This window comes from Dongshaea marina (assembly GCF_003072645.1).
Lineage (GTDB): Bacteria > Pseudomonadota > Gammaproteobacteria > Enterobacterales > Aeromonadaceae > Dongshaea > Dongshaea marina.
This window is the reverse complement of sequence record NZ_CP028897.1, coordinates 2294498-2319181: the sequence shown is the minus strand read 5'-3', so window position 1 is coordinate 2319181 and position 24684 is coordinate 2294498. Positions and strand designations below refer to the sequence as shown.

The 24684-nt window shown below is 49.5% G+C and carries 19 protein-coding genes and 2 pseudogenes; 8 read left to right on the top strand and 13 right to left on the bottom strand.

Features of this window, described 5'->3' with window-relative positions; genetic code table 11:
* Positions 1 to 6 precede the first annotated feature (6 nt).
* From DB847_RS11090 to DB847_RS11080, 3 genes are all read right to left on the bottom strand, one after another.
* On the bottom strand, positions 7 to 843 hold the full coding sequence (locus DB847_RS11090) for an ABC transporter substrate-binding protein (RefSeq protein WP_159084544.1): 837 nt from the start codon (positions 841 to 843) through the stop codon (positions 7 to 9).
* A gap of 74 nt (positions 844 to 917) precedes the next feature.
* Entirely contained in the window at positions 918 to 1451 is a 534-nt protein-coding gene (locus tag DB847_RS11085; RefSeq protein ID WP_108650735.1) for a substrate-binding domain-containing protein, read from the bottom strand.
* An 8-nt stretch (positions 1452 to 1459) separates the two neighbouring features.
* On the bottom strand, positions 1460 to 2083 hold the full coding sequence (locus DB847_RS11080) for a type 1 periplasmic-binding domain-containing protein (protein ID WP_108650734.1): 624 nt from the start codon (positions 2081 to 2083) through the stop codon (positions 1460 to 1462).
* A gap of 130 nt (positions 2084 to 2213) precedes the next feature.
* On the opposite strand from DB847_RS11080, the gene DB847_RS11075 reads away from it, so the two are divergent.
* Positions 2214 to 3623, top strand: coding sequence for a tetratricopeptide repeat protein (locus DB847_RS11075; protein ID WP_108650733.1), 1410 nt, complete (start codon positions 2214 to 2216; stop codon positions 3621 to 3623).
* Between the two features lie 53 nt (positions 3624 to 3676).
* Here the strand turns inward: DB847_RS11075 and cadA are convergent, their stop codons facing one another.
* The 5 genes from cadA to DB847_RS11060 all read right to left on the bottom strand — a co-directional run bounded on the left by cadA (position 3677) and on the right by DB847_RS11060 (position 8563).
* The gene (cadA, locus tag DB847_RS11070) at positions 3677 to 5812 is read right to left on the bottom strand and encodes a lysine decarboxylase (protein ID WP_108650732.1); all 2136 of its coding nucleotides are present in this window, start codon (positions 5810 to 5812) and stop codon (positions 3677 to 3679) included.
* 73 nt (positions 5813 to 5885) lie between these two features.
* A complete protein-coding gene (locus tag DB847_RS25565; RefSeq protein ID WP_234418560.1) occupies positions 5886 to 6470 on the bottom strand; it encodes an amino acid permease in 585 nt (194 codons plus the stop codon).
* An 8-nt stretch (positions 6471 to 6478) separates the two neighbouring features.
* Entirely contained in the window at positions 6479 to 6814 is a 336-nt protein-coding gene (locus DB847_RS25560; protein ID WP_234418559.1) for a hypothetical protein, read from the bottom strand.
* On the bottom strand, positions 6763 to 6960 hold the full coding sequence (locus DB847_RS25555; RefSeq protein ID WP_234418558.1) for a hypothetical protein: 198 nt from the start codon (positions 6958 to 6960) through the stop codon (positions 6763 to 6765). The genes DB847_RS25560 and DB847_RS25555 overlap by 52 nt, the downstream gene beginning before the upstream one ends.
* A gap of 349 nt (positions 6961 to 7309) precedes the next feature.
* On the bottom strand, positions 7310 to 8563 hold the full coding sequence (locus DB847_RS11060) for an amidohydrolase (RefSeq protein ID WP_159084542.1): 1254 nt from the start codon (positions 8561 to 8563) through the stop codon (positions 7310 to 7312).
* Positions 8564 to 8844: 281 nt separating this feature from the next.
* On the opposite strand from DB847_RS11060, the gene DB847_RS11055 reads away from it, so the two are divergent.
* A complete protein-coding gene (locus tag DB847_RS11055; protein ID WP_234418557.1) occupies positions 8845 to 9336 on the top strand; it encodes a MarR family winged helix-turn-helix transcriptional regulator in 492 nt (163 codons plus the stop codon).
* Positions 9337 to 9398: 62 nt separating this feature from the next.
* Here the strand turns inward: DB847_RS11055 and DB847_RS11050 are convergent.
* Positions 9399 to 10366: pseudogene (locus DB847_RS11050) on the bottom strand (glucokinase).
* Positions 10367 to 10733: 367 nt separating this feature from the next.
* Here DB847_RS11050 and DB847_RS11045 point away from each other — a divergent pair.
* The 4 genes from DB847_RS11045 to DB847_RS11030 all read left to right on the top strand — a co-directional run bounded on the left by DB847_RS11045 (position 10734) and on the right by DB847_RS11030 (position 14524).
* On the top strand, positions 10734 to 11585 hold the full coding sequence (locus tag DB847_RS11045; protein WP_108650729.1) for a MurR/RpiR family transcriptional regulator: 852 nt from the start codon (positions 10734 to 10736) through the stop codon (positions 11583 to 11585).
* Positions 11586 to 11757: 172 nt separating this feature from the next.
* Positions 11758 to 13197: a pyruvate kinase gene (gene pyk / locus DB847_RS11040; protein WP_108650728.1), complete on the top strand. Its 1440-nt coding sequence runs from the start codon at positions 11758 to 11760 to the stop codon at positions 13195 to 13197.
* A 126-nt stretch (positions 13198 to 13323) separates the two neighbouring features.
* Complete coding sequence (gene fur / locus DB847_RS11035) at positions 13324 to 13782, top strand: ferric iron uptake transcriptional regulator (RefSeq protein ID WP_456073087.1); 459 nt, start codon at positions 13324 to 13326, stop codon at positions 13780 to 13782.
* Positions 13783 to 13978: 196 nt separating this feature from the next.
* Positions 13979 to 14524 (top strand): hypothetical protein, encoded by a 546-nt coding sequence (locus DB847_RS11030; RefSeq protein WP_108650726.1) that lies wholly within the window; start codon positions 13979 to 13981, stop codon positions 14522 to 14524.
* Between the two features lie 64 nt (positions 14525 to 14588).
* Here the strand turns inward: DB847_RS11030 and DB847_RS11025 are convergent.
* A pseudogene (locus DB847_RS11025) lies at positions 14589 to 14732 on the bottom strand (glycine radical domain-containing protein); the annotation flags it as partial.
* Positions 14733 to 15550: 818 nt separating this feature from the next.
* Here DB847_RS11025 and DB847_RS11020 point away from each other — a divergent pair.
* A complete protein-coding gene (locus tag DB847_RS11020; RefSeq protein ID WP_108650725.1) occupies positions 15551 to 16945 on the top strand; it encodes a KAP family P-loop NTPase fold protein in 1395 nt (464 codons plus the stop codon).
* Positions 16946 to 17079: 134 nt separating this feature from the next.
* Here DB847_RS11020 and pflB read toward each other — a convergent pair whose 3' ends face one another.
* Positions 17080 to 19365 (bottom strand): formate C-acetyltransferase, encoded by a 2286-nt coding sequence (gene pflB, locus DB847_RS11015; protein ID WP_108652958.1) that lies wholly within the window; start codon positions 19363 to 19365, stop codon positions 17080 to 17082.
* Positions 19366 to 19635: 270 nt separating this feature from the next.
* On the opposite strand from pflB, the gene DB847_RS11010 reads away from it, so the two are divergent.
* Positions 19636 to 20292, top strand: a complete 657-nt coding sequence (locus tag DB847_RS11010; RefSeq protein WP_108650724.1) for a thiopurine S-methyltransferase — start codon at positions 19636 to 19638, stop codon at positions 20290 to 20292.
* 77 nt (positions 20293 to 20369) lie between these two features.
* On the opposite strand, the gene DB847_RS11005 is transcribed toward DB847_RS11010, so the two are convergent.
* Together DB847_RS11005 and DB847_RS11000 are read right to left on the bottom strand one after the other, a co-directional pair.
* Positions 20370 to 21320 carry a glycoside hydrolase family 18 protein gene (locus DB847_RS11005; RefSeq protein WP_159084541.1) on the bottom strand — a complete coding sequence of 317 codons (951 nt, stop codon included), beginning with the start codon at positions 21318 to 21320 and terminating at the stop codon, positions 20370 to 20372.
* Positions 21321 to 21743: 423 nt separating this feature from the next.
* Positions 21744 to 24293, bottom strand: coding sequence for a hypothetical protein (locus DB847_RS11000; RefSeq protein WP_108650722.1), 2550 nt, complete (start codon positions 24291 to 24293; stop codon positions 21744 to 21746).
* Between the last annotated feature and the right edge of the window lie 391 nt (positions 24294 to 24684).

The window sequence follows — 24684 nt, the reverse complement described above, 5'->3', positions numbered from 1 at the left end:
CATAGATCAGAACCAGAGCCCATCCCCCTCCATGAAATGGCCACCCACAGTCCCTGAGATCACCTTGGACTGCAGAGCACGGATCCCCTGTGCCGTCCAGTCGATACCACCGGTTAAGATCTCTGTGCCCAGAGATTTGTGGAACTCCTTGATCGCCTTGACAGCTCCCAGGGACATGAGATCACTGGCGCTCCAGATGATACTTGTCTGTGGGTAGCGATCAAGCAACTGCATCGACTTCCTATATGACTCAGCCTTACTCCAGTCTGTATCTGCGAGTCGATTCAATCGGGCATGAGAGGTTTCAGCGACCGCACGCCGTAGCCCCTGCCCCCTGGCTGCCGCCACCCTGTTTCCGACCCCCCCGGTAATCCCGATGATCTCAAGCTCACCCTTAGGATCTGCAAGCTTCTTTTCCCGGGCCTGGGCAATCAGACTCTTTGCCAGGATATAACCCGCATACTCATCATCGGGATACATCTTACCAATCCAGTTTGCATACCGCCCTCTGGGCTCGCCGATGATTTGGGTATCGCTCTCAGACACATCGGAGTTGATAGAGAAAAACTTGATCCCCTGCAGCCGGGCCTCCTCCATGATCACACCAGAGATCCGATTGAGCAGCAGGCTGACTAAATAATCCGGTTTATCTGCGGTACGGATCTCCCGGCGCGCTAGCTCCAGCAGCTGGCGATTCCCTGCATCTGAGTGCAACACTTTCAGGCGGATCTCAAGATCTGCCGCAGAGGCCTGCATCACAGAGACCAGTTCATCCCAAAAGGGATCCCCCTGAGCGACGGGCGAGATAAAAGTCACTTTAAGGGGCTCTTTAGCGCTCGTCATGCCAGTTGTGAATCCTGCGAACAGGAGTACTGTTGCCACCAGCAATGTTCTGTTGATTAGTGTCCATGTTGCTCTCATGACTCCCCCTGTCCATTCAGGATATGACTGAGACCAAACCGGTAGTGGGTAAGCTGCGGATTATGAAACTTTGAGAACTGTTTGAAGTCGATCTGATTCCAATTGTGGGTACCAAACTGCTGCAGATAAGGGTGAACATTGTCTGAAGTTAACGCTTCCATTTTTGTCTTGAGCCAAACCCCATGGGAATCAGAAAAATCGATCCCATGATGGTAATCATGGAGTAAGATCAGCGCCCAGGCACCCTCCATGAAATGCCCTCCAACTGTGACTGTCATCCTCTTCTCGTAAACCGATTGCAGACCTCTGTCGGTCCAGTCGATACCACCGGTCAGAATATCTATCCCCGGACTCTTGCCCAGCTGCTCAATTGCGTCGATGGCCCCAAGCGATATGAAGTCACTTGCTGCCCAAACAATGGTTGTTTCAGGGTAGCGAAGCAGCAATCCCGCAGCCTTCTGCCTCGACATCTGCTGACTCCAGTCGGTATAAGCAACCTGTTGTAACCGGACATCCGGGAATTCGCTCACTGCACGTCTTAATCCGCCGAGCCTGTCATCGGAAACCGAAGTCCCCCTTCCCCCGCAATCGCGATGATCTGGATCTGATGCTGTTTATCGGTAAGATTTTTCTCGCGGGCTTTCTCGATTAACTTCTTTCCTAACAGATACCCGGCATAGCTGTCATCAGGAGACATCTTGCCGATCCAGCTTTTGTAACGCTCCCTGGGTTCACCCAGCTTTTTTCTCTCGTCCCGGGAAAGATCTGAATTGACTGAGAAAAACTTAACCCCTCTTTTTTCGGCCTCCTCAATCATCAGGGGAGCAACCCGGTTGAGCAACAGTGTGACAAAATAATCGGGTTTATCCACAGCGGAAAGCTCCTGGCGGGCAAGCTGCAGGCTCTTGAATCGATTTCCGGGCTCAGAGTTGATTATTTTTAGCTGTACGCCGAGGTCATCAGCAGATGCCTGCATGAATGAGACCAGCAGATCCCAGAAGGGATCACCGGGAGGATCTGGATTCAAAAGCGTTACTCTTAGAGGCTGTGCCGTGGCACAAGCGAGGATCCCAAGAGTCAGAGCCAGCGGAAGCAGCGCCCGCTTTAAGATCCGTAGCGGCTTGCAAAGTAATGGATAACAGCTAAAAGACAAGCGATCCACAGGAGCTTCCTTCACCGGCTCTTCAAACTCTCTATACTATAGCTCAGCTCTTTTGGCTCCGTCCCTTCAGCTCTGGCGCTTGTCTAACCCAGATGAGTCACTTATAGTCGCCCCATACTTAGCTACTCTTATGATCATGCGATTACTTCTTTGTGTGCTGCTGTTGCTGCTGTGTGGTGCCGGATTCTGGCTCTATCAGCAACACGATCCTAAACAACTCATCCGGGCCTGGCTGGGGGATCAAGATACCCAGTATCAAAGAGCCGTCGCCTATGATCTGGGCAAGGGAGTCGCTCAGGATAGCCAGCAGGCCTTTTACTGGTATCACAAGGCCGCGCAGCAGCAATCAGCAAACGCCGAGTATGCGCTGGGGCTGATGTATGAGAACGGGCGCGGTTACCCGCAAAACTATCAACTTGCCGCACACTGGTATCAAGTGGCAGCCCTTAAAAATCAACCGCTGGCGCAACTTAACCTCGGCCTGTTCTATCTCCAGGGTAAGGGTGTCATCCAAGACGACGCCAAAGCATTGCAGTGGTTTGAAAAGTCTGCAGGCTGGGGATACGATCGCGCCATGTATAACCTGGGCATCATGTTTGCCAAGGGCCTCGGCACCCCCCGCGATAGCAAAAAGGCGCGCCACTGGTTTGAACGGGCAGCCCAGTGGGGCTCGGCCCGGGCCCAAACCAAACTCGCAGCCCTCTATCGCTCCGGCAGAACTCACAGCGATCATCAAGCCGCGGCGAAATGGTATGAGCAAGCCGCCAGGCAGTGGGATAGAGACGCTCAATTTAACCTTGGGCTGATGTATAACAAGGGGCTGGGAGTTGAGCGTAACTTTAGCAAGGCGATACTCTGGTATCAGAAAGCGGCCGGCCAGGGAGATATCAATGCCCAACACAACCTTGGCTTTATCTATGCCAATGGCATGGGAGTACCAATCGATTCAGGGAAGGCTGTCTTCTGGTATCAGCAAGCGGCCCGGCAGGGAGAGAGCTTCGCCCAGTGCATGCTGGGACAACTCCTGTTAAAACACTCAGCCCAAAAAGATCACCTCTCTAAAGCCCTCAGGTGGTACCAGAAGGCTGCGAACTCAGGCGATGCCGCAGCACAGTATCAGCTCGCCATTCTCTATCAGCAGGGCAAGCTACTTCCTCGAAATCCGCTCAAGGCCCGTCACTGGTATACAAAATCCGCTCAGCAGGGAAATCCCCTCGCCCAATATCAGCTCGGCAGCTTGTTTGCGGACAGTAAACCACTCCAGGCTCTGCACTGGTATCGCCAATCCGCGATGCAGGGCTATCTCCCCGCACAGCTGAAAATGGGTGAAGCCTATGCCTTGGGTCTGGGCGTCCCCATCGACTTTAAGCTTGCCTATGCCTGGTACGCCAATGCAGCACAGCGTGGTAGTCAGGAGGCTTCCAAAAATCTTACCCTGGTAGGCAGGCAACTGGCTGCCGAAGAGCTCAATACTGCCAAGGCCCTTGCGTTCAAGCTGGGAGTTTCAGATACCAGCAGCTTCTCTGCGGAGTGTAGTTAGGCTCCCCAAAAAAGACGGAGCGCCTGGCTCCGTCTCTTAACCAAACAATTTCTCTATTTTTTAATCACCTTCACGCTATAGCGACCATTGGATTGAGCATAGGCTCCATGGATATCGGTCTCAAATCCCGGATAGTGAGCACCGATCTCACACAGCATCTCCAGGAAATCCAATACCGGACGGCTTTTTTCTGTGATCATCTCACCGGGCATCACCAGAGGGACTCCCGGAGGATAAGGCAGGATCATATTGGCATTGATCTTACCGACCATCTCATCCATATAGCACTCTTCAACATTGCCCTTAAGCTCCTCCTGGAACGCCGCATGAGGCGTCATCACCATCTCAGGCAACACTTCAAAGGCGCTGAACATCAGCTTCGGTAGATCATGCTGACACACCAGCTTATGGATCCCCTGCGCCAGTTCCTGGACTCGCATATTTTCATAGAACTCAGGGTTCTCGGCATACAGGCTTGGCAACATGTTTTTGATCCTGAGGTTCAGATCATAAGCCCGCTTAAACTCAGTTAATCCGCGCAGCAGGCTCAGTGCCTTGGTTTTATCGATTCCGATACTAAACAGGAATAGTAGATTATAGGGACCGGTCTTCTCCACAATGATCCCATGCTGATCCAGGTACTTGGCAACAATGGAGGCCGGGATCCCCGTTGGTTGCAGCTTGCCATCCTTGTCGAGACCAGGAGTCAGCAGGGTCACCTTAATCGGATCCAGATACATGTGATCCTGGTCCATCGCCTTGAATCCATGCCATTTAGCTTTTGGATCCAGGTTCCAGCAAGCCAACTCATCGATATCATCCGGCTGCCAGACATCAAAGAACCAGCTATCTGACTCAGCCTCAAGCTTCTTGATCTCTTTTCTGAAACGAATCGCCCGCTCCACCGAGTCGGAGATGAGACGCCGCCCGGCATTTCCCTTCATCATGGCGGCCGCCGTTTCTGTGGAGGCCACGATGCCATAATGAGGCGAGGTTGAGGTATGCATCATGTAGGCTTCATTGAAGGTCTCTTCATGGATCTCCCCCTTCACATGGATCATCGATGCCTGGGAAAATGCCGCCAACAGCTTGTGAGTCGACTGGGTCTCATAAAACACCTTGCCCTCTACCCGCTCGCCACTCATCCCACAACGCCCCTTATAGATGGGGTGGAAGTTGGTATAGGGAACCCAGGCAGAATCGAAATGAATCGATGCCACATCCAGGGTTTTCTTAATACTGTCGGTGTTATATAACAAGCCATCATAGGTTGAGTTGGTGATCACCGCATGACAGGGCCAACTGGCATCCTTGGTCTCAGATACTCTTTTTTGGATCACCTCTTTGGTGAACTCACTGTGGGGTATCCCTCCCAGGATCCCGTAGGCATTGCGGGTGGGTCTGAAATAGATGGGGATCACATTGCTCATCATCATCAGATGGGTCAGTGACTTATGGCAGTTGCGATCGATCAGAACCGTTGAGCCGGCTGGACAGGAGTACATGCCAACAATCTTATTGGCGGTAGATGTTCCGTTGGTCACTATATAGCTACGGTCTGAGTTAAAGGTATGAGCAATATACTCCTCCGCCTCTTTATGGGGGCCACTATGATCCAGCAGTGACCCAAGCTCAGAAACCGAGATTGAGATATCCGAGCGCATGGTATTGGCGCCGTAGAAATCATAAAAAAGACTGCCAGCCGGACTCTTAAGGTAAGCGGTTCCCCCCATGTGTCCGGGGGTACAGAAGGTATACTTCCCCTCATGGGCATACTTGAAAAGCGCCTTGGTCAAAGGGGGAAGAATGGCATCAACATACTCAAGAACCGCCTGATCAATCTTTTGCGCTATATCTTCAGCCATTCCCAGTGCATATTCAAAAAAGCTCACATTCAGCCGCAGATCACTAAGATCGATGTCTAATGCTGAGCTTAAATTGGCAAAAGCGAACAGAGGAAGTTTCTCGTTGAGAACCCCCACATCACGGCACAGATCCAGGCCATAGTTATCCCAGTCGAAGATCACACCAGCGATCCTGGCATTGTTCTCAATCAGCTTCAGCAGATCATTGCGATCACTCGGGTAAACCACATGGTAGTCCATCTCCGTCAGGGTATCGTGGAGCTGGTTGAGGGGTTCCTCCTTAAAATAGGGCTCCAAGTGTTCCATGATGGCAATAATATTCATAATAAACTCCTTTTCACTTACAAAAGCGACCGAACTTGGTGTCAAAAGCCTGTCTACTGATCAGGCTTCATTTTTATGATTGCGCACTGTTACCTTGTTTACGTCCCACCTTATAGGAGTAGAACATCATAATAATCAGGCTGACCACTATGGTTCCGGCCAGATCGTGCTGGTTTGCTGTGGCCAGCGCATACAGACAAAACAGCGAGGCGAAGACACAGGCGATCAGGGCCAACACGCTGCGAGTGGTTGCCCCCTCCATCTTAATAAGGCACAGCGCCGAATAAAAATAGGGCAGCATGGTCAGCAGCACCGCGATGCTGGTCAGGATCCCGAACAGATCGGCGGCATGCCCTCCTCCCCCGGAGCTCACCATAGTGATGATCACCATCAGGATCGTCATCTTGACAGAGGCGAGCAGCAATCCTTTTTTAGGAACGCCCTTGCTGTCTATCTCGCCGTACACCTTGGGGAAGTTTCCATCATGAGCAGCCCTGGCTCCGGCCTGTCCCACCAGCATCATCCAGGAGCCCAGTGAGGTCAAACAGGCAAACGCAGTAAAGGCAGATACCACAGGTGCAGCCCAGGAGCCAAACATAGTGGTCGCACTCATAGAAAAGGGAGCCCCCGATGCCGCCATCTGGGCATTGGGAAACATTCCGGCGATCACCTGAGTCGCCAGAATATAGACGACGCCGGCCAGTATCGTCCCCCCATAGTTGCCAGAGGTACGGTCCGCTTAGGGTTATTAACCAATCCGGTACTCACGGCAGCAGACTCGATCCCGATAAAAGCCCACATACAGAAGATAATGCTACTGCTGATGGCATGCATATCGGTGCCGCCGCTTCCATTCCAATTCGCCCGGTAGATCGCTGCATCAAACCAGCCCCAACCAAGAACCGCGGTGCAGATCACCGGGATCAGGATCAGAAATAGGCCCAGGGTCGTCAGGCGACTGACCCAGGAGCCCCCATCAGGTTGATGAAGGTAAAAATCCACACAATTACAATCGTCGCGATCCCGGCTGCAACCGGGTTGTTAAGCTCAGGAAAAAACACCGACAGATAAGAGACTGCGGTGATCCCGATCGCCAGATTACCGATCCAGTTCGCGTGATAATAGAGGATACCGGTCTGATGACCCAAAATGGGCGAGACCTCTCCGGCATAGGCGATCGGCCCCCCTCCTGGGGGTTCCTTGTGGCCAGCCGCGAGTAAACATAGGCCAGCGAGATTGCTCCAACCAGAGCAATGATCCAGCCAAAAATTGCCACCGAACCGATCGAAGCCAGATTAGCCGGTAACAGGGCGATACCACTTCCCATCATATTTCCCGCAACCACACCGGTACAGGCGATGAGTCCTATCTTCTTCGCAGAATTCATATTAAATCCCTTTAACTATGATCCACGAGTTAAAGCCTAGAAGAGAGTTCGGTGATTGGACAGTGAGTCACCAGCCATTCGATACTATAGCCACAGACGCCATCTGAAAGTCATAGCGAAGGGTGCTGCTGCAGCAGGGCGAGTGCGCCGCTGCTCATAGCCAGTGAACCCTGATGGAGAACCTGCAGCAGATCGCTCTCGGCGGGGGCGTACCCCGGGTTATGGGGGCCATAACGTCCCAAACCGGTATCCGGATCGAGCTGAGCCTGCCCGGCAATCCCGGTAAACCAGAACAGGCTCGGAATGGGCTGCTGGGTGAAACCACCGTAGTAACCAAAATCTTCACTGCCGGTGACCCGCTCGATATCTCTGACCGGCTCAGCTCCAAATGTCTGATGATGCGCGGCTTTAACAAAGCTATGTAGACCCGGAGTATTTCGGGTCACAGGAAGATTCACCATCTCCTCAAATTCCGGCTCCCTGGGGGTGCGACTCGCCTCACACTCCGCCCGGACGATTCGTCGCACCGCATCACAAATCTGCTGCTTGATCCCATCATCATAAGCTCGAATATCCACTGCGAACTCCGCTGAATCCGGGATGATATTCGCCTTGCTACCTGCATGCAGATAACCAACCGTCAACACCGCCTGCTGCTGTGGCGGGATCTCCCGGGAGATAATACCCTGGAGGCGCACGATAATATGGGCCGCCAGCACAATCGGATCAACTGTCAGCTCAGGCTGGGAGCCATGTCCCCCTTTACCATGGAGGATCACCTTTAGGTGAGTGGCTCCACTCATCATAGGACCTTCACAGTGGCCAATGGTCCCCACAGGCAGATGCCAGCTGTGTTGCCCCAAGATATAATCCGGCCTGGCAAAGCGCTGATAAAGACCGTCTTGCAACATCCCGCGAGCCCCGATTCCAAGCTCTTCAGAAGGTTGAGCGACCAGCATCAGGGTTCCCTGCCAGGACTCTTTTTGACACATGAGTGAATGGGCGGCTCCCAGCAACCAGCTGCAATGAAGATCATGGCCACACATATGAGCAACATCTGTCACCTGTGTCCTGCCACTTCCATCGGCTGTTGCTCTGGATTGATAGGTAAGTCCGGTCTGCTCCTTCATCGGCAGCGCATCCATATCCGCCCGTAGCAGCACCACGGGTCCCTCACCATTTCTCACAAGAGAAACCACGCCATGCCCACCCACCTGACGAGTCACTTCAAAATCCAATTGTTCCATGGCCCTCGCGATCCTGGCCGAGGTTCGACTCTCCTGTCCCGAGAGCTCGGGATGCTGATGAAGATCTTTATAAAAATCCACCAGGGTGTTTTCGATAAATTCGACTGACTGTTCCATAGTTTTTCCTAAGCTGGTTACTGACATACATGAACACTGAGCAGCTGGCATCGCTGATGAAAAGTTTGAGCATGATGCCTGAGATCTGTGTCATTGTTATATCGCCACATATGACGCACTGCGTCATATGTTTTCAGTCTATCGGCACGGCAATGACTTGTCTATCCTCTTTTGAGCGTCAGATTCAGGATCGTTATTCCTTCAGGTTTAAACCTGTCGCCCCTGAAGTTGCGGTCGGCTTGTGATAGGCTGGCCGAAAACCCTGATAACCCATGGTGCAGATGACCGACTACCTGAAACTTTCCCACAACTGGCGAACCATCACCTCCGGCATCAACCGCTGCCGCGAGCAGCTCTCAGCCCGGGAGCATAAACTCACCCTGGTGGACCGGATGATTTTGATTGAGATGTCTGATGCAAACCGCGCTATCAGTAAACGCCAGCTCGCCCACAGATGCTGCTGTGAACAGCAGAGCCTGACCCGCTCACTGAGCCGACTTGCCAAGCTAGGGCTCATCACCAAAATTCAGGATCCAGATGACAGGCGATCTCAACTACTCTCATTAAGCGATCCCAAGGCACCTCTTCTCAAAGAGCAAATCGCTGTCAATCAACAGCTGTGGCTGAGGTTCCTGGATCCTCTCACAGAGGAGGAAAGAGAGTTATTCAGTCAGCTCTGCAGCAAAATCGCTACAGGATTAGATTCAGCAGAAATGGCAGATCCGGATAAAATCGAAGCTCTAAGCCGTGGGCCCGAAACGATGAAAAAATAAAGCGCAGAGAGTGAAGATGCAGTCCTGCAGCTCAGGGCTGCAGGACCGTAGAGGAGCCGTGATTAGATCTTATAACCCAGCTGCTGACGCATCCAGGCCGAAGCCCCCATCAGCCCCGGATGCTCTGCCGTGATCGCATAGGTTGGGATCGCGGACAGGTAATCGTTGAAGCGTCCTTTACTATCAAAGAACTCTCGGAACGGGCTCTTCTCAACAAAGTCGATAAAGCGCGGAACAATGCCGCCTGCAATATAAACGCCACCAAAAGTCCCATCGACAGCGCCAGGTTTCCACCAAAGCTTCCCAGTACCGCACAGAAGATCTCCAGGGTCCGCTTACAGATGGGGCAGCGATCACTCAGGCCCAGCTCTGTGATCTGAGAAGGCTTGAGCACTTCAGCTTCGACGCCCTCAATCATGCACAGTGCTTCATACACATTCGCCAGGCCCGGGCCGGAAAGAATGCGCTCATGAGATACATGGCCAAAGCGTTTACGCAGCTGTTTAAGAACCTTATCCTGAAGCTCACTGTGCGGCGCAAAATCTGAGTGTCCGCCCTCGCCCGGAATACTTAACCACTTATCGCCACTCCACACCAGGTGTGCAACTCCCAACCCAGTTCCCGGGCCGTAGATAGCGATCGGGCCATGGGGCTGAGCCTCACCCTTACTGCTTAGCTGTACCTTATCATCGTCTCCCAATACCGGAACCGACATGGAAAGCGCCGTGTAATCATTGATGAAGTTCAGCTTTTCCAAACCCAGGATCTGGCGGGTCTGCTCCACCGAAAACTCCCAGGTGTGGTTGGTCATACTGATATGATCACCCTGAACCGGGCAGGCGATGGCCAGGCAAGCTTCTTTTGGCAGCCCGCCAACCGCTTCACCATAGGCCTGAAGCACGGCGGCAGGTGTTGGGTAGTCAGCACACAGATAAGTTCGGATCTCTGACAGAGCTCCAGTTTCACGACCACTGAGAGCCAAACGTACATTGGTCCCGCCAATATCCCCAACCAGAATTTGCTGTTCCATGGAATGGATTCTCCTTTACGATTCCATACAGTGAATATCGAAATAAAGCTGGCCAAGATTGTAGCTCCGGGCGCTGAGCGACACCATGCCTTGTTACCCTCGGTAACACTAGCGTTTCGCTTGAAACCTAAAAATGTGCGCCAGATCACCTTTTTGGTTGTTTGTAATTTTATTTCATTTGAAAGGTGTATCCTGAAAATGATGGGATTAAATGCAAAATGAAAGAAAATTTTAGACATATGTCATGTTTTATTCATCTGTCGCTGCCGCTAAATAATCCTTTCAAGTATAGTCCTTGGCGTGTTATGCCTTAGGTTTCAATGATAAATATCGTTTTTCAGATAAGCTTTCGTCAGGTGCAGTTAACATGAATATGTTGGAAAAAATCACCAAATTTCTTGAGTCTTTCAGTAAATCGGAACGCAAGGTTGCGGAAGCGATTCTTGCCTCACCTAAAACGGCTATCCATTCCAGCATCGCGACCCTTGCCCGCCAGGCTGATGTCAGTGAGCCAACCGTCAATCGATTTTGTCGCCGCCTGGATACTAAGGGGTTTCCCGACTTTAAGCTTCACCTTGCCCAGAGCCTTGCTCACGGTACCCCCTATGTGAATCGTAACGTGGATGAAAGCGACAGTGCCGAGGCCTATACCGCAAAGATCTTTGAGTCGACTATCGCCTGCCTGGACGTAGCTAAAAATAGCCTGGATCCGAATGCGATCAACCGTGCGGTGGATATTCTGACCCAGGCCAAGCACATCTCCTTTTTTGGACTCGGCGCCTCCGCCTCGGTCGCTCACGATGCCCAGAACAAATTTTTTCGCTTTAATGTACCGGTTTCCTGCTTTGACGATATCGTGATGATGCGCATGAGCTGCATCAACACCGACGCCGATCATGTGGTGGTGCTCATCTCTCACACAGGCCGTACCAAGGCCCTGGTCGAAATTGCCGAACTGGCGCGAGAAAATGATGCAACTGTGATCGGTATCACAGCGAAAGATTCTCCATTAGCTAAGGTCTGTAACCTTGTATTGGCGATGGATGTTCCCGAAGATACCGATGTCTATATGCCGATGGCCTCCCGGATTGCCCAGCTGGCGCTGATCGATGTACTGGCGACCGGTTTTACCCTGCGGCGCGGACTGCGTTTTCGCGAGAATCTCCGCCGGGTCAAAGACGGCCTGAAGGAGTCTCGGTATCAGCCAACACATCTGTAATACTCTATTACAAACAGAATAAGATGAGTCCTACACATCTTAGAAACGTTGGTGTAGAATTGAAAATTAGCTACAGAATTGCATGTTGTAGAAGTGAATCTGCAACAAAAAAAGAAATTTTATTTCAGTTTTAGTGATTTGTTATTACGATATCTAAACTTTGGAGCAATTCATGATTAGAAGAACCAAGATTGTGACCACCCTGGGTCCAGCCACCGATCGCGACAACAACCTTGAGGGAATCATCAAGGCCGGCGCAAACATGGTGCGTATGAACTTCTCCCACGGGACCCCAGAAGATCACATCAAGCGTGCCAATGACGTACGTGAGATCTCCAAGAAACTGGGTAAGCATGTTGCAATCCTCGGCGATCTGCAGGGACCAAAAATCCGTGTCTCCACTTTTAAAGATGGAAAGATCCACCTGGCCGTTGGTGACAAATTCACCCTGGATGCTGCTTTAGGCAAGGGCGAAGGCGATCAAAACCAGGTTGGCATCGACTATAAAGAGCTGCCAAATGACGTCACTCCGGGCGATATTCTGCTGCTGGATGATGGTCGTGTTCAGCTGCGCGTTGAAACCATCGATGGCACTCGCGTTTACACCGAAGTCACTGTTGCCGGACCTCTGTCTAACAACAAGGGTATCAACAAGCAAGGTGGTGGTCTGACCGCTCCTGCCCTGACCGACAAAGATAAGGCCGACATCGTCACCGCAGCAAAGATTGCTTGTGACTACATCGCAGTTTCCTTCCCACGTAATGGCGATGACATGCGTTATGCGCGTGAGCTGGTTCGTGAAGCGGGCAGCAATGCCAAGCTGGTTGCTAAGGTTGAGCGTGCTGAAGCAGTTTCTACCGATGAAGCGATGGAAGATGTGATCCTGGCCTCCGACGTGGTGATGGTTGCTCGTGGTGACCTGGGTGTTGAGATCGGCGATCCAGAGCTGGTTGGTGTTCAGAAGAAGCTGATCCGTACCGCCCGTCGTCTGAACCGCGTGGTGATCACTGCGACTCAGATGATGGAGTCGATGATCAGTGCACCTCTGCCGACTCGTGCAGAAGTTATGGATGTTGCGAACGCCGTCCTGGATGGTACCGATGCGGTGATGCTTTCTGCTGAAACTGCGGCCGGTGACTTCCCAATCGAGACCGTGACCGCCATGTCTAACGTCTGTCTGGGCGCAGAGCGTCACCCAAGTGTGAACGTCTCTAACCACCGCATGAACTACACCTTCAACTCTGTTGAAGAGACTGTAGCCATGTCAACCATGTATGCTGCAAACCACATGCAGGGCGTGAAGGCGATTGTGACCCTGACCGAATCTGGCCTGACTCCTCGTCTGATGTCTCGTCTGAGCTCGGGTCTGCCAATCTTCTCCATGTCTCGTCACCAGCAGGCGCTGAACTGGACCAACCTGTACCGTGGTGTAACTCCAGTGTACTTTGATCCAGACACAGATCAGTCACTGCTGAGCATCTGCCGTGAAGCACTGAGCACTCTGAAAAACGACGGCTATGTCAAAGAGGGCGACCTGGTTCTGATCACCTATGGTAACAAGTTCGAAACCGTAGGCAGCACCAACTCTATCAAGATCCTGACCGTTGAATAATTCTTAGCGTTCAATATCTTCCAGAGCCCGCCTCCCCGGCGGGCTTTTTTATAGGCAAAATACCCCTTGAGTAAAAGGGGATGAGTTCATCGTCACTAAGTGTTAAGATCTCTGAAGTTTCACCAGATGGAAATCGCTTCAGCAACGATGTCAGATAACAACAACCAGGCACTCAAACGAGCAGGTCTCAAAGTTACCTTACCCAGAATTAAGATGCTCGAGATCCTTAAACAACCCAACTGTCAGCACATCAGTGCTGAAGAGCTATACAAGCGACTCATCGATCAGGGAGAGGAGATCGGCCTGGCCACCGTCTACCGGGTGTTAAACCAGTTTGATGATGCCGGAATTGTCACCCGCCATCACTTTGAAGGTGGTAAGTCGGTCTTTGAGCTCAGCACTCAGGAGCACCATGATCACCTGGTTTGCCTCGACTGTGGTAAGGTCATCGAGTTTTCAGACTCTGTCATTGAAGAGCGTCAGCAAGAGATTGCCCGCCGCTACAATATCAAACTGACCAATCACAGCCTCTATCTCTACGGCACCTGCCCCGACGGCAAGTGTAATCATGAGGGTGACGCCTGAGTCATTTTCCCGGGTGAGTCTCACGTCAGTGCTCACCCTGCTCCCCTAACTCTCCTCAACTGCTCAATTCGCAAGCAAACACCCCTCTTTATAGAGTTTGCTACACTTTTTACGGAACCTTCCGTGCCGGGCAGAGACTAACAACACAGAGTCAATTTTTATCGCCCTGTTTCGGCGTCGCGATATGGAGAGTTAAATGTCGAATCGAGTCATGGCCCGTAATGCAGCCATCGCCATCGTATTTATTATTGTCCTGATTACCGCCTTCTTTGTGTATCGTCACCACTCTTTAAGCACCTTTGACCGCATCCAGGGGAAGTGGCAGTTAAGCACTCAGCAGCCCTCCTCCTCGGACGTTGCCAGAGCTATTGGCTCCCACTATGGCTATGATGGGCAGCTGCTGGATCAGTATGTCGAAAGTTTAGCCGGGAGCAGTGCCAAGAACTTTAAAGTTGAGGGAAGTTACTGGGTATCGACCACGGGAACTCACAGCAATACGGTGACCAAGAGCGATCGTTCACAGCTGACGATCGCCTCCTTCAGTAGCAGTAGTGCCAGCCTGCCCTTTACCATCAAGGATGAGCAGCTGATCTTCCCGGAAAATGCCAGCTCTCCCTTTATCAGCTCTAAACTAACCATCGCCTCCCTGAGTGATAAGACCCTGGTTCTTAAGGCTGCCGCCGCCCCCGATCTGGGCCTGCCAGCCGTCACCTACACTCTGGTTCGGCCAGCAGGCAAATAGCGCAAGCCAGGCACAAAAAAAGCTTCCCGAAGGAAGCTTTTTTCTTTTTAGCTCAGAGCCAGGCTTACAGGCTTGAGGTAAAGGTCCGGGTGATCACATCCTGCTGCTGCTCCTTGGTTAGCGAGTTAAAGCGCACCGCATAACCTGAGACCCGAATCGTCAGCTGAGGATAGTTCTCCGGATGCGCCATCGCATCGAGCAACACCTTGCACCTATGACATCCTGATAACATTCCTTTATCTATGATTCAAGCACAGCGATTGTGTTGTATGCCCCGAATACTCATTTAATGAATTTGATTCATATTATGTATATGCATCATTTGCTTGGCCCATGGCTGCATTTTGAGAACTTTATCTAATTCATTCTCGCCCTGAAAAATACCACCAGTATCTGGTTCTCCGAATCAATTATTAGCAGTATCTGGTGAATATCTAAACAACACTCCATATAAAATTCTCTCATTTCTCTGGGAAAAAATAAAAATTTCAGTTTTGGCTCACATCCAAAGAAAAGCCCCGCGAATGCGGGGCCGTTCAACTTACCTTAGAGGAAACTTATCAATCATCATTGGGACATGCTTTCGTCGTAAACCATTGCCCAATCATGCTTAGAAGCATCAGCAGCTCTTCGTGCATCTGGAAGGAATGTAGCGAAGTTGCCATTATATCTACGGTGGTTTCGAACTGGTTTAAGATGCTAGAGTGTAATTCACCATCAAGTCATTTCCTTTGATGAGGAACATTCTGGCCAACGATATCGCTATGATCTTCTCATGTTGTATGTTCAACTCCAGCAATCATATAAGTGTGCTCATACTCTGTTGGGAGTAAATAAACTCAACCTGTGAATGTCCCTACGAACAAATCAGGGTACAGTGTATTTGTCGTCTTAGGGTCAACAATCAGCAGCGATGAGACACTGCTACCTATTGAATTATCGAAGATTCGCTTCTACTGTGGAGCTATGTTGATTGCGATGGTAAGGTTGTCAGCAGAAGATAACCAATAATAACAGAGTATACAAATGATAAAGTGCAATAAGATAGACATACCCGAAGGAAATCCCTTCCAACATGATTCACTCGATAGAGAAGAAACCATAAAGTTCCTCACTCAATTCATAAAAACTGCGGACACCCCATTGGTTCTGTCCATTGATAGTAGCTGGGGAAATGGGAAAACGACCTTCGTTAAGATGTGGGATGCATATCTCAAATCAACAGGAATAGAAATTCCGTCTATATATTTCAGCGCATGGGAAACCGATTATGCAGAGAATGCTCTTGTCGCGCTCATTGGTGAGCTTACTGGTGAGATATCGAAGATTAACCATGCTGATGATAGTAAGATAAAGAAAGGTATAGACAAGGTTACAAAGTTTGGTAAGAAAGCTCTGAAAGCAACACTTCCAGCAGCTGTTAAGATGTTAAGCTATGGCATTTTTGATGTTAGCCACATGCTGGAAGGTCATGCTGATGCAAAGAAATATGAGTCCATTACAGCCACTTTATCTGAATCCATTGCAAAGAGCATGATTGAAGGTTATGGAGAATCAAAGCAAACCATTGATAACTTCAAGAAGTCCCTTACTGAATTGGTTAGCACGCTGAACAAAGATAAGCCATTGGTCATCTTTGTTGATGAGTTAGATAGATGCAATCCAAAATTTGCAATTGAGATTTTGGAGCGAATAAAACATATTTTCAGTGTAGAAAATGTAGTTTTCGTGTTGAGCATTGATAAAGAGCAGCTGGGACATTCAATCAGAGCGGTATATGGCAATGACTTCAATACTAATGGATACTTGAGAAGGTTCATCAATTTTGACTACATACTTCCAGCACCACGAAGAGATACATATGCAAATGTGCTGTTTAATAGATATGAACTGGATATAAACAACCGCGATATTCGTGAGCTTTTTGATGTGTTCAGGTTTTTATCAGATTCTTATGAATTAACATTGAGAGAGATGGAGTATTGCATTTCAATTGTGCATATGGTTGCAAACATGCAACGAGTAACCATGATTGACAACACCCTATTCATCTTCTTAATTGTGCTAAAGACGAAAGAACCCAATATGTATCAAGACTTTATATGCGAAAGGCTATCAATAGAAGATATGATACGTCATATTTCAGGTGATATAAAAATTGCAGAACCAGCACTTTTAATATCTTTAGAAGCAAAGATTGCATGCTCCAAAGAAAGAAATGGAAATAATCTGTTCGCAGCAAGCACCCATTATCAAACAAAGCTCGAATCCACTAGAGAATCAACCCCTGAAAGGCATCGATACACTGCCGTTATTAAGGAGATTATAAGGCTTCAGAATCAAGGAGAAAGAGTAAAACTTCATGACTTGGTTAAGGTGATTGAGTTTTCTTCAAACTTTAATATCCAGTTAAATGGGTAGCATCAACTCTATTTTTGATAGCGCAGGGCACAGAGTGTGACCTCCTTTAATTAAAATTTGTGAGACAAGACTTAAGTTAAAATAAAAAAGCTTCCCTGGGGAAGCTTTTTTTGTTTATCAGAACAGGTCCAGACTTACAGGCTTGAGGTAAAGGTCCGGGTGATCACATCCTGCTGCTGCTCCTTGGTCAGCGAGTTAAAGCGCACCGCATAACCGGATACCCGAATCGTCAGCTGAGGATAGCTCTCGGGGTGCTCCATCGCATCGAGCAGCATCTCGCGATTCATCACGTTGACGTTCAGATGCTGGCCACCCTCAACCTTGTCCTGCTCATGATGGAAGTAGCCATCCATCAAACCCGCCAGATTGAGTTTTTGAGCCTCACTATCCTTACCCAGGGCTCCCGGAACAATAGAGAAGGTGTAAGAGATCCCATCTTGTGCCGAGGCAAAGGGCAGCTTGGAGACCGAAGTCAATGAGGCCACTGCCCCCTTCTCATCCCGGCCATGCATTGGGTTGGCACCGGGCGCAAAAGGAGCTCCCGCTTCACGGCCATCGGGAGTGGTGCCGGTCTTTTTGCCATACACCACGTTGGAGGTGATGGTCAGGATCGACTGAGTCGGTCTGGCATTGCGATAGGTTGGGTGCTTTTTGATCTTCTCCATGAAGCACTCCACCAGCTCACAGGCAATGGCATCCACCCGCTCATCATTATTACCAAACTTAGGGAAATCACCCTCAGTCTCAAAATCGATAGCGATCCCCTCTGCATCACGAACCGGCATCACTCGGGCATACTTGATTGCCGACAGTGAATCTGCAGCAATCGAGAGTCCGGCAATACCACAGGCCATGGTGCGTTCAACATCCCGGTCATGCAGTGCCATCAGGGAGGCTTCGTAGCTGTACTTGTCATGCATATAGTGGATGCAGTTCAACGCCGTCACATACTGCTCGGCAAGCCAATCCATCACCTTATCAAAGTTCGCTCTCACCTCGCTGTAATCCAGGGTTTCGGAGCTGATCTTGTCGGCTTTAGGCGCGATCTGTAGCTTGAGCTTCTCATCCACCCCACCATTGATCGCATACAGCAATCCCTTGGCGAGATTCGCCCTGGCTCCAAAGAACTGCATCTGCTTACCCAGGATCATCGGCGAGACACAGCAAGCGATCGCATAATCATCATTGTTGAAGTCATTACGCATCAGATCGTCATTTTCATACTGAATCGATGAGGTATCGATTGAAACTTTTGCACAATACTTCTTAAAGTTCTCAGGCAGTGCCTCCGACCAGAGCACGGTCAGATTCGGCTCAGGAGATGGTCCCATGGTATACATAGTATTGAGGTAGCGGAAGGTGGTCTTACTCACCAGAGTCCGACCATCAACTCCCATCCCGGCCAGGGCCTCGGTTGCCCAGATGGGATCGCCGGAGAACAGCTGATCATAATCCGGGGTACGCAGGTAGCGAACCATCCGTAGCTTCATCACCATGTGATCGATAAGCTCCTGAGCCTGCGACTCGGTAATGAGACCCTTTTTCAGATCACGCTCAATATAGATATCGATGAAGGTCGCGGTACGGCCAAACGACATCGCCGCGCCATTTTGTGATTTAACCGCCGCCAGATAACCAAAATAGGTCCACTGCACCGCTTGCTGGGCGGTCTGAGCAGGCTTAGAGATATCACAGCCATATTTTGCTGCCATCTCTTTGATCTGCTCCAGTGCCCGGTACTGATCAAAGATCTCTTCACGCAGGCGAATGGTTGCTTCCAACTCCTCACCCGAGGATAGCCTGGCTTCCAGAGACTTATGCTGCTCGGCCTTATCCTGCATCAGAAAATCGATCCCATACAAGGCGATCCGCCGATAATCACCGATGATCCGACCCCGGCCATAAGCATCGGGCAAACCAGTCAGCACCCCACTCTTACGGCAGTTGATAATATCCCGGGTGTAGACATCGAACACCCCCTGATTATGGGTCTTGCGATACTCGGTGAAGATCTTCTTCACCTGGGGGTCCAGCTCACGACCATAGACTTTACAGGAGGACTCCACCATACGGATCCCACCATTAGCGATGATCGCCCGCTTCAGTGGCTTTTCGGTTTGCAGACCCACGATGGTTTCAAGATCCTGGTCGATATAACCGGCATCATGTGAGGTAATGGTTGAAGGAAGATCGGTATCAAAATCGATGGGCGCATGGGTACGGTTCTCCTCGCGGATCCCCTCCATCACCTGTTGCCACAAGCGGGTGGTTGCCTCGCTGGCTCCGGCCAGGAAGCTTTCATCCCCTTCATAAGGCGTGTAGTTTTTCTGAATAAAGTCACGGACATTAACCCTGGTTTGCCAGTCACCTGCCGTAAAACCTTCCCACTCTTGTAAATCCACCTCTTTACGCTGAGTCATTACAGTTACCTCACTGGTTTTGATCATCAACTCTGGCTCTCCCTGGAATCGCGAATCGCTTGAAATGGGAGTTAACCAGTCATCTTTAGCTGCACACAGTGTAGGGTTAATCGACTCATGCGTATAATGAATAGTTTACAGATATTTAATGCAATAATTGCATGACTCATATTGACCCCATGAGAAATCGGCCGAGTCATGATTGCCTTAGATCAAGGCTCGGGGTAGCATCAGCAAACCCAAACTGGCGCAATTAATAAGGAAAATGGCATGCATGAAGCATTTTGGCATGATCGCTGGGAAACCCAGAAGATCGGTTTTCACTTAGAGGAGATCAATCCCCTGCTTCGGGAATTTTGGTCCCACCTGGAGCTTGGCCCGGATGCCAATATATTGGTGCCCCTGTGTGGCAAGACCCTGGATCTGCACTTTCTGACAGAAAAACATGCACAGATCATCGGCTCTGAGCTCAGTGCGATCGCCGCCAAAGATTTTTTTGACGAGGCCGGGCTAACTCCCGTGATTAGCTCTCATGGAAAGATCCAAAGTTACCAGGCGCAAAACCTGGCCATCCTTCAGGGTGACTTCTTTGATATTCAGCCAGAGCAGACTGCCACAATAAACGGCTTTTATGATCGTGCAGCTCTCATCGCCTGGCCGGAGCAAGCGCGCCTTAAGTACATGGAGCATCTGGCAAGGCTTCTTCCTCAGGGGAGCCGTGGCCTGCTAATTACCCTGGATTACCCCCAGCAACAACTGGCGGGACCTCCCTTTGCGACTTCCTCACACTGGCTTGAGGAATATGTAACCCCTTTCTTTCGAATACAGCTGTTATCCAGTGAAGATGCCCTTTCCTCAAACCCTAAGTTTGTCAAAAATGGCGTCGATTACCTTTACGAGAATGTGTATCTTCTGGAGCGTTTATAGCCTTGTCCTCTCACTGATCCAGGATCAAAAAAGCCTCCGTAGTGACGGAGGCTTAATTCTCACAATTGCTAACTTAGTTACTTATAGATTTTTGGGGCAACATCAGAGCTAAAGTAGCCCTTAGCGCTTGCCGAGTCGACAGATGGACAGAAGGGATCAGGCTTGCCTATGGTCTGCCAGGATGCGGAGCCAACATAGAGATCGGCACCATCATCCGTCCCAAGAGACCATATTGAGAGTCCACCGAACTGAGTTGAATCGTTGAAGCTATTAACCTCCCCGACAATCTCCTGACCGGTTTTTGCCAGGTTACACTCGCCGAGCCATACATTGTAAGAACCCCAGGTCGTTCCATTAACTTTCACATTATGTTGGGTACCACCATAAGTCGGCAGACCCACAATCACTCTGGAGTGCTGGTTTACGATTTTGGCCGATTCGATATTCTGATACAGCTTACCGATAATTGATGGATACATCTCTTCAGGGAAACCGTTATAGGCCTGAGCAATCACCGCATCAAATGGAATATTCCTGGTCCAGTCACTGACATCAATCGAGGTCGCCGGTAAGTTGAAACCGATAGGGTTGAGATGAGTCACAGCCGGGGCAATGGTCACGAATTTACCCTGAGCGTGCAGCTCATCGACCAGATCCGAGATATTGTCCTGCTCTCTTTGGGCACTAAAACCCGACGTGACTTGTTCTATATCCAGATCCAACCCGTCAAAACCATGCTGATTAACCAGCTTGATCAATCCGTCTTTATTAATGCTGTCGATCGATTGACCACCCCAGCCACCCAGGCTTATCAGGTTGATGGTACCCGGCTTCTCATACCCCTTGATTCGATTAATATTATCTAACTGAGTTGCGTCGAGTGTTGCATTATTACTCACAAAAGCAAAAGTGATCACATCATACTGCTTCACGGTCTCGGGTTTTATCTCTGCCAGTGCTCCGACGGCAGAGATATCCACATAGCCAACCAAGGCATGCTCGGGCCAGCTCTGGGCCTGTTTGCTCATAATAACGCCGGAGTCCACTACAGAGCTATTCTCTTGGCTAAATCCGTGAGGCGAAAACAGAGCAGATGATAAAAGTAAGCATGATGATAGAGCCAAGCTTTGCTTGCTCATCTTTGATATAAATTCCATTAAAAATAATCCTATATTTAAACAACTATCAAAAGCCAAAACCAAAATTAACTCAAAATGTATCCTTAATTATTCACCTCCCTGTAGCAGATATATCAATTTATAATTGTTGTCGGTCAAGATATTCGGAATTTCCCCTTTGTCTAAACTCGTGCCGGTATTAATAATTTTTATATCCAGAGATATAACGAGGATTACGATAGTCCCTTTATATAATCTATATGGATAGAGATTGGAGATACACAGTAATGAGCCACCTCAACTGGAGGTGGCTCAGGCTTAGCATAAGAGTGCTTACTGATTTAACTGATTGAGGTAGTTCCCGATTTGCTGATTCAGATATCCTCCATCGTCGTTGGCACCCGGGCCAGCAATACTGATGGTGCTGCCTCCGCCCCACAGAACTGAGAATACATTAGCTCGGCGCAGATCATTCATGTGATTTTGCCCCCAGTCATAATAACCATTTTTAGTTGCCTGATAGTTATCGGAACTGATCACTTTCGGTGATGCTGACAGATAATCCATATAGGTCGCATTCGCCACAGGAAATTTATAATCCGTTGTCACTGCTACACCCAACCCACTCTGATATGGCACATTAGTGTCAATAATATCTTCGAGTTTATGATTTGCCATCGATGGATTACCAAGGAAATAATCCACCGCCGTAGCCCCTTCATTTCCACTGGCCTGCTGATTTTTTCCTGTCATGTGACCACCTGGGATCTGGAACAGCATTACTGGCATATCATGCAATCCTTTGCTCACTTCACCAACATATTGCACATAGACACTCCAGTCATTGGCATTATAGAGATACGGATTATTCACTCCCCCGGTACTGAGTAATGTATCACGCTCATATTTATCAAACGCTACAAAGGTGGGGTTAAATATAGGGTTTTCATTATTGTAAGCACCAACCGACTCCAGGAAGGGTACTTCACCACAATTGAGGTTTATCCCGGGTTGATCGATCTGGCATTGCTCACCCCCCTGGTTATTGACATGACGCTGTACCGCTGCCGGATCGTTATAGGCACCGTGCACCCAGTTATGTCCCGCATCGTCGCCAGCCCAGATATTCAAACTCCAGCCAAAAGCAACATGAGGTGCCACCTGGTTTAACAGCCAGTTTGTTGACTTTACGAATCCGGTCAGGGTATTGGGTATCTCAGACTGCTCGGGAAGTTGCATATACTTCTGATACTCAGCATCAGTGATCATCTGCGACTGATATAAGTCTTTGATGGCAGCTTCCAGCTGAGCCCTGACATTAGGTTTCACATTGATATACGCATCATCCTTAAATACTTCCCCGAGGAAGTCTGGGTTCAGTACAAGAGTTCCATAGCTATCTTTAAAGTTTGGATCCGGATGATTTTCAAGATAACGAGCCATCAGCAACAGGTTTTCATAATGGTTTCTCAAATAGAGATCATTCGTCAAATCTTCTGTGCCTGAGGTCGCCCCCCCGGAAGATTGCACCGTGTACTCCACCAGTACGGGGACAACCGGATGTCCATATGCCTTACTCAGCTGTTGGGTCAACTCAACCGTTCTGGCCGTCGCAGTGCTGCCCTCATGGCCTGCTGACCATGTCTGTTTCGGGTCTGCTGTTCTATCACCGGCTCCATCATTGTCGGCATATTTAAATACAGCATCCACGTTCGAGCGCTTCATCAGTAGATCATTATTTGAAAAATCGGTTACCGATCCCATCGCAACTCGATCTTCCGGCCAGCCATTTTTCAGATTCACCTGCTCCGGAACCTGATGGTCGGTAATAGTGATCGTCCGTGCCTGGATGTGTTGTGCATTGATCACTGGATCACTGATCGATGCATCCTTAAAACCTGTCACTGAAACGCCATCAATGAGCTGGTATTCGCCCACTGAAGTGGACGGTACTGAGATATTCAGCATCTGGGTTGGAGCCAGCGTCAAAGCGAGTGGAAAGTCTAAGGAAACTTGTGTCGACTTATCCGTGTATTCCAGATTATAAAATTCTGTATTGGATGCAGAGGGCGAGCTTGACTGATCACTCGCGGTAAAGCTTACCTGAGTGACCTCTCCTTCCGGCGCCAGCTTAAAGGTACTCCCCATCTCCCCTTTGCTCTGACCATAGAGGGAAACCGTCGTTTGCCCCTTGTCATCAGTTAGGTTGAGCATCCTGACACTGACAGAAGCGGGCTGGCCACTGATCTCATTAAACCACTGCAAATCAGTACAGGAGTCTGTCGTTTGTTGCAATTTTAGAGTGTGCTGATTCCAATCGGCGCACAGATAGGAGGTACCACTGACTTGATCCGCCGTGGTATTAAACACGATAGGCTCGCCTGCCTGATTTTTTAGCGGATTTCCGGCTGCATCCTGAGGAACAATGATCACTTTCGCCTGGCTCAAATCACCGCTCAGGTTAAGATCAGACAGATCGATTGTAAAAGAGTTATCGCCTGATGCCGGAGTTGGGGTTGGAGTCGGTCCCGGAGCAGGGCCCGGATCGGGTTGAGGTGTAGACCCATTGAAAACAACCTGGACAGTTAACGGTTTCCAGCTCTTATTTGGCTGAGCCGAATTAACACCAACTTTTACCATATCTGAGTCGGTCCAGGGATCATTATTAATGGTTTCACCCTGTGGCAAAACCGGATTATCCAAGGTTAATGTATAGTTCCACAAAGGGCTGGGATCGGTAACCTTAGCAGAATAGGTACAATAGTATTCACTGCAATCAGTAGCAGGAGTCAAAGTTAGGGTCTTAGTGGTATCCGCATGGGCCGCCGAAAATGGTAGAGCACAAGCAGTGCTAATCAATGAGGATAACAATAGTTTGCGCATGATAATCCTTAAATGTCAGGTAATTAACCGCATAAAACAGAAATACTAAGGGCCCGTCTCTATTCGGCAGGCCTGATTAGAAATGATTTAATTCGCAACGTAAATTATGTATAAATTGTAAAGAGAATATGCGATCAAACTTGTCGTACATTTAAGGGGGGGCCGTGTCGCAAAACACAGACAAACTTAAATATTATTTATTTTTCAGTTAGTTAATGAAGCGGCAGTGAAGGGTTTTGGGCAGGAAAGAATGGAACCCCCCAATGATTTATCACTAATACCTTAAGGAATTATTCTGAATTGGAGCTGAATATGCCGAACTCCCTCACAAAATAAACCGGCAGAAACTCAGCAAGCGTTTCAATTGATCCCCAGGATCAAAAAAGCCACC

Bases quoted from the DNA above. Each gene is read 5' to 3' on its own strand.
- DB847_RS11090 (WP_159084544.1), bottom strand. From the start codon at position 843: ATGACGAGCGCTAAAGAGCCCCTTAAAGTGACTTTTATCTCGCCCGTC.
- DB847_RS11075 (WP_108650733.1), top strand. From the start codon at position 2,214: ATGATCATGCGATTACTTCTTTGTGTGCTGCTGTTGCTGCTGTGTGGT.
- cadA (WP_108650732.1), bottom strand. From the start codon at position 5,812: ATGAATATTATTGCCATCATGGAACACTTGGAGCCCTATTTTAAGGAG.
- DB847_RS25565 (WP_234418560.1), bottom strand. From the start codon at position 6,470: ATGTTTCCCAATGCCCAGATGGCGGCATCGGGGGCTCCCTTTTCTATG.
- DB847_RS11060 (WP_159084542.1), bottom strand. From the start codon at position 8,563: ATGGAACAGTCAGTCGAATTTATCGAAAACACCCTGGTGGATTTTTAT.
- DB847_RS11055 (WP_234418557.1), top strand. From the start codon at position 8,845: ATGACCGACTACCTGAAACTTTCCCACAACTGGCGAACCATCACCTCC.
- DB847_RS11045 (WP_108650729.1), top strand. From the start codon at position 10,734: ATGAATATGTTGGAAAAAATCACCAAATTTCTTGAGTCTTTCAGTAAA.
- pyk (WP_108650728.1), top strand. From the start codon at position 11,758: ATGATTAGAAGAACCAAGATTGTGACCACCCTGGGTCCAGCCACCGAT.
- fur (WP_456073087.1), top strand. From the start codon at position 13,324: ATGGAAATCGCTTCAGCAACGATGTCAGATAACAACAACCAGGCACTC.
- DB847_RS11030 (WP_108650726.1), top strand. From the start codon at position 13,979: ATGTCGAATCGAGTCATGGCCCGTAATGCAGCCATCGCCATCGTATTT.
- DB847_RS11020 (WP_108650725.1), top strand. From the start codon at position 15,551: ATGATAAAGTGCAATAAGATAGACATACCCGAAGGAAATCCCTTCCAA.
- pflB (WP_108652958.1), bottom strand. From the start codon at position 19,365: ATGACTCAGCGTAAAGAGGTGGATTTACAAGAGTGGGAAGGTTTTACG.
- DB847_RS11010 (WP_108650724.1), top strand. From the start codon at position 19,636: ATGCATGAAGCATTTTGGCATGATCGCTGGGAAACCCAGAAGATCGGT.
- DB847_RS11005 (WP_159084541.1), bottom strand. From the start codon at position 21,320: ATGAGCAAACAGGCCCAGAGCTGGCCCGAGCATGCCTTGGTTGGCTAT.
- DB847_RS11000 (WP_108650722.1), bottom strand. From the start codon at position 24,293: ATGCGCAAACTATTGTTATCCTCATTGATTAGCACTGCTTGTGCTCTA.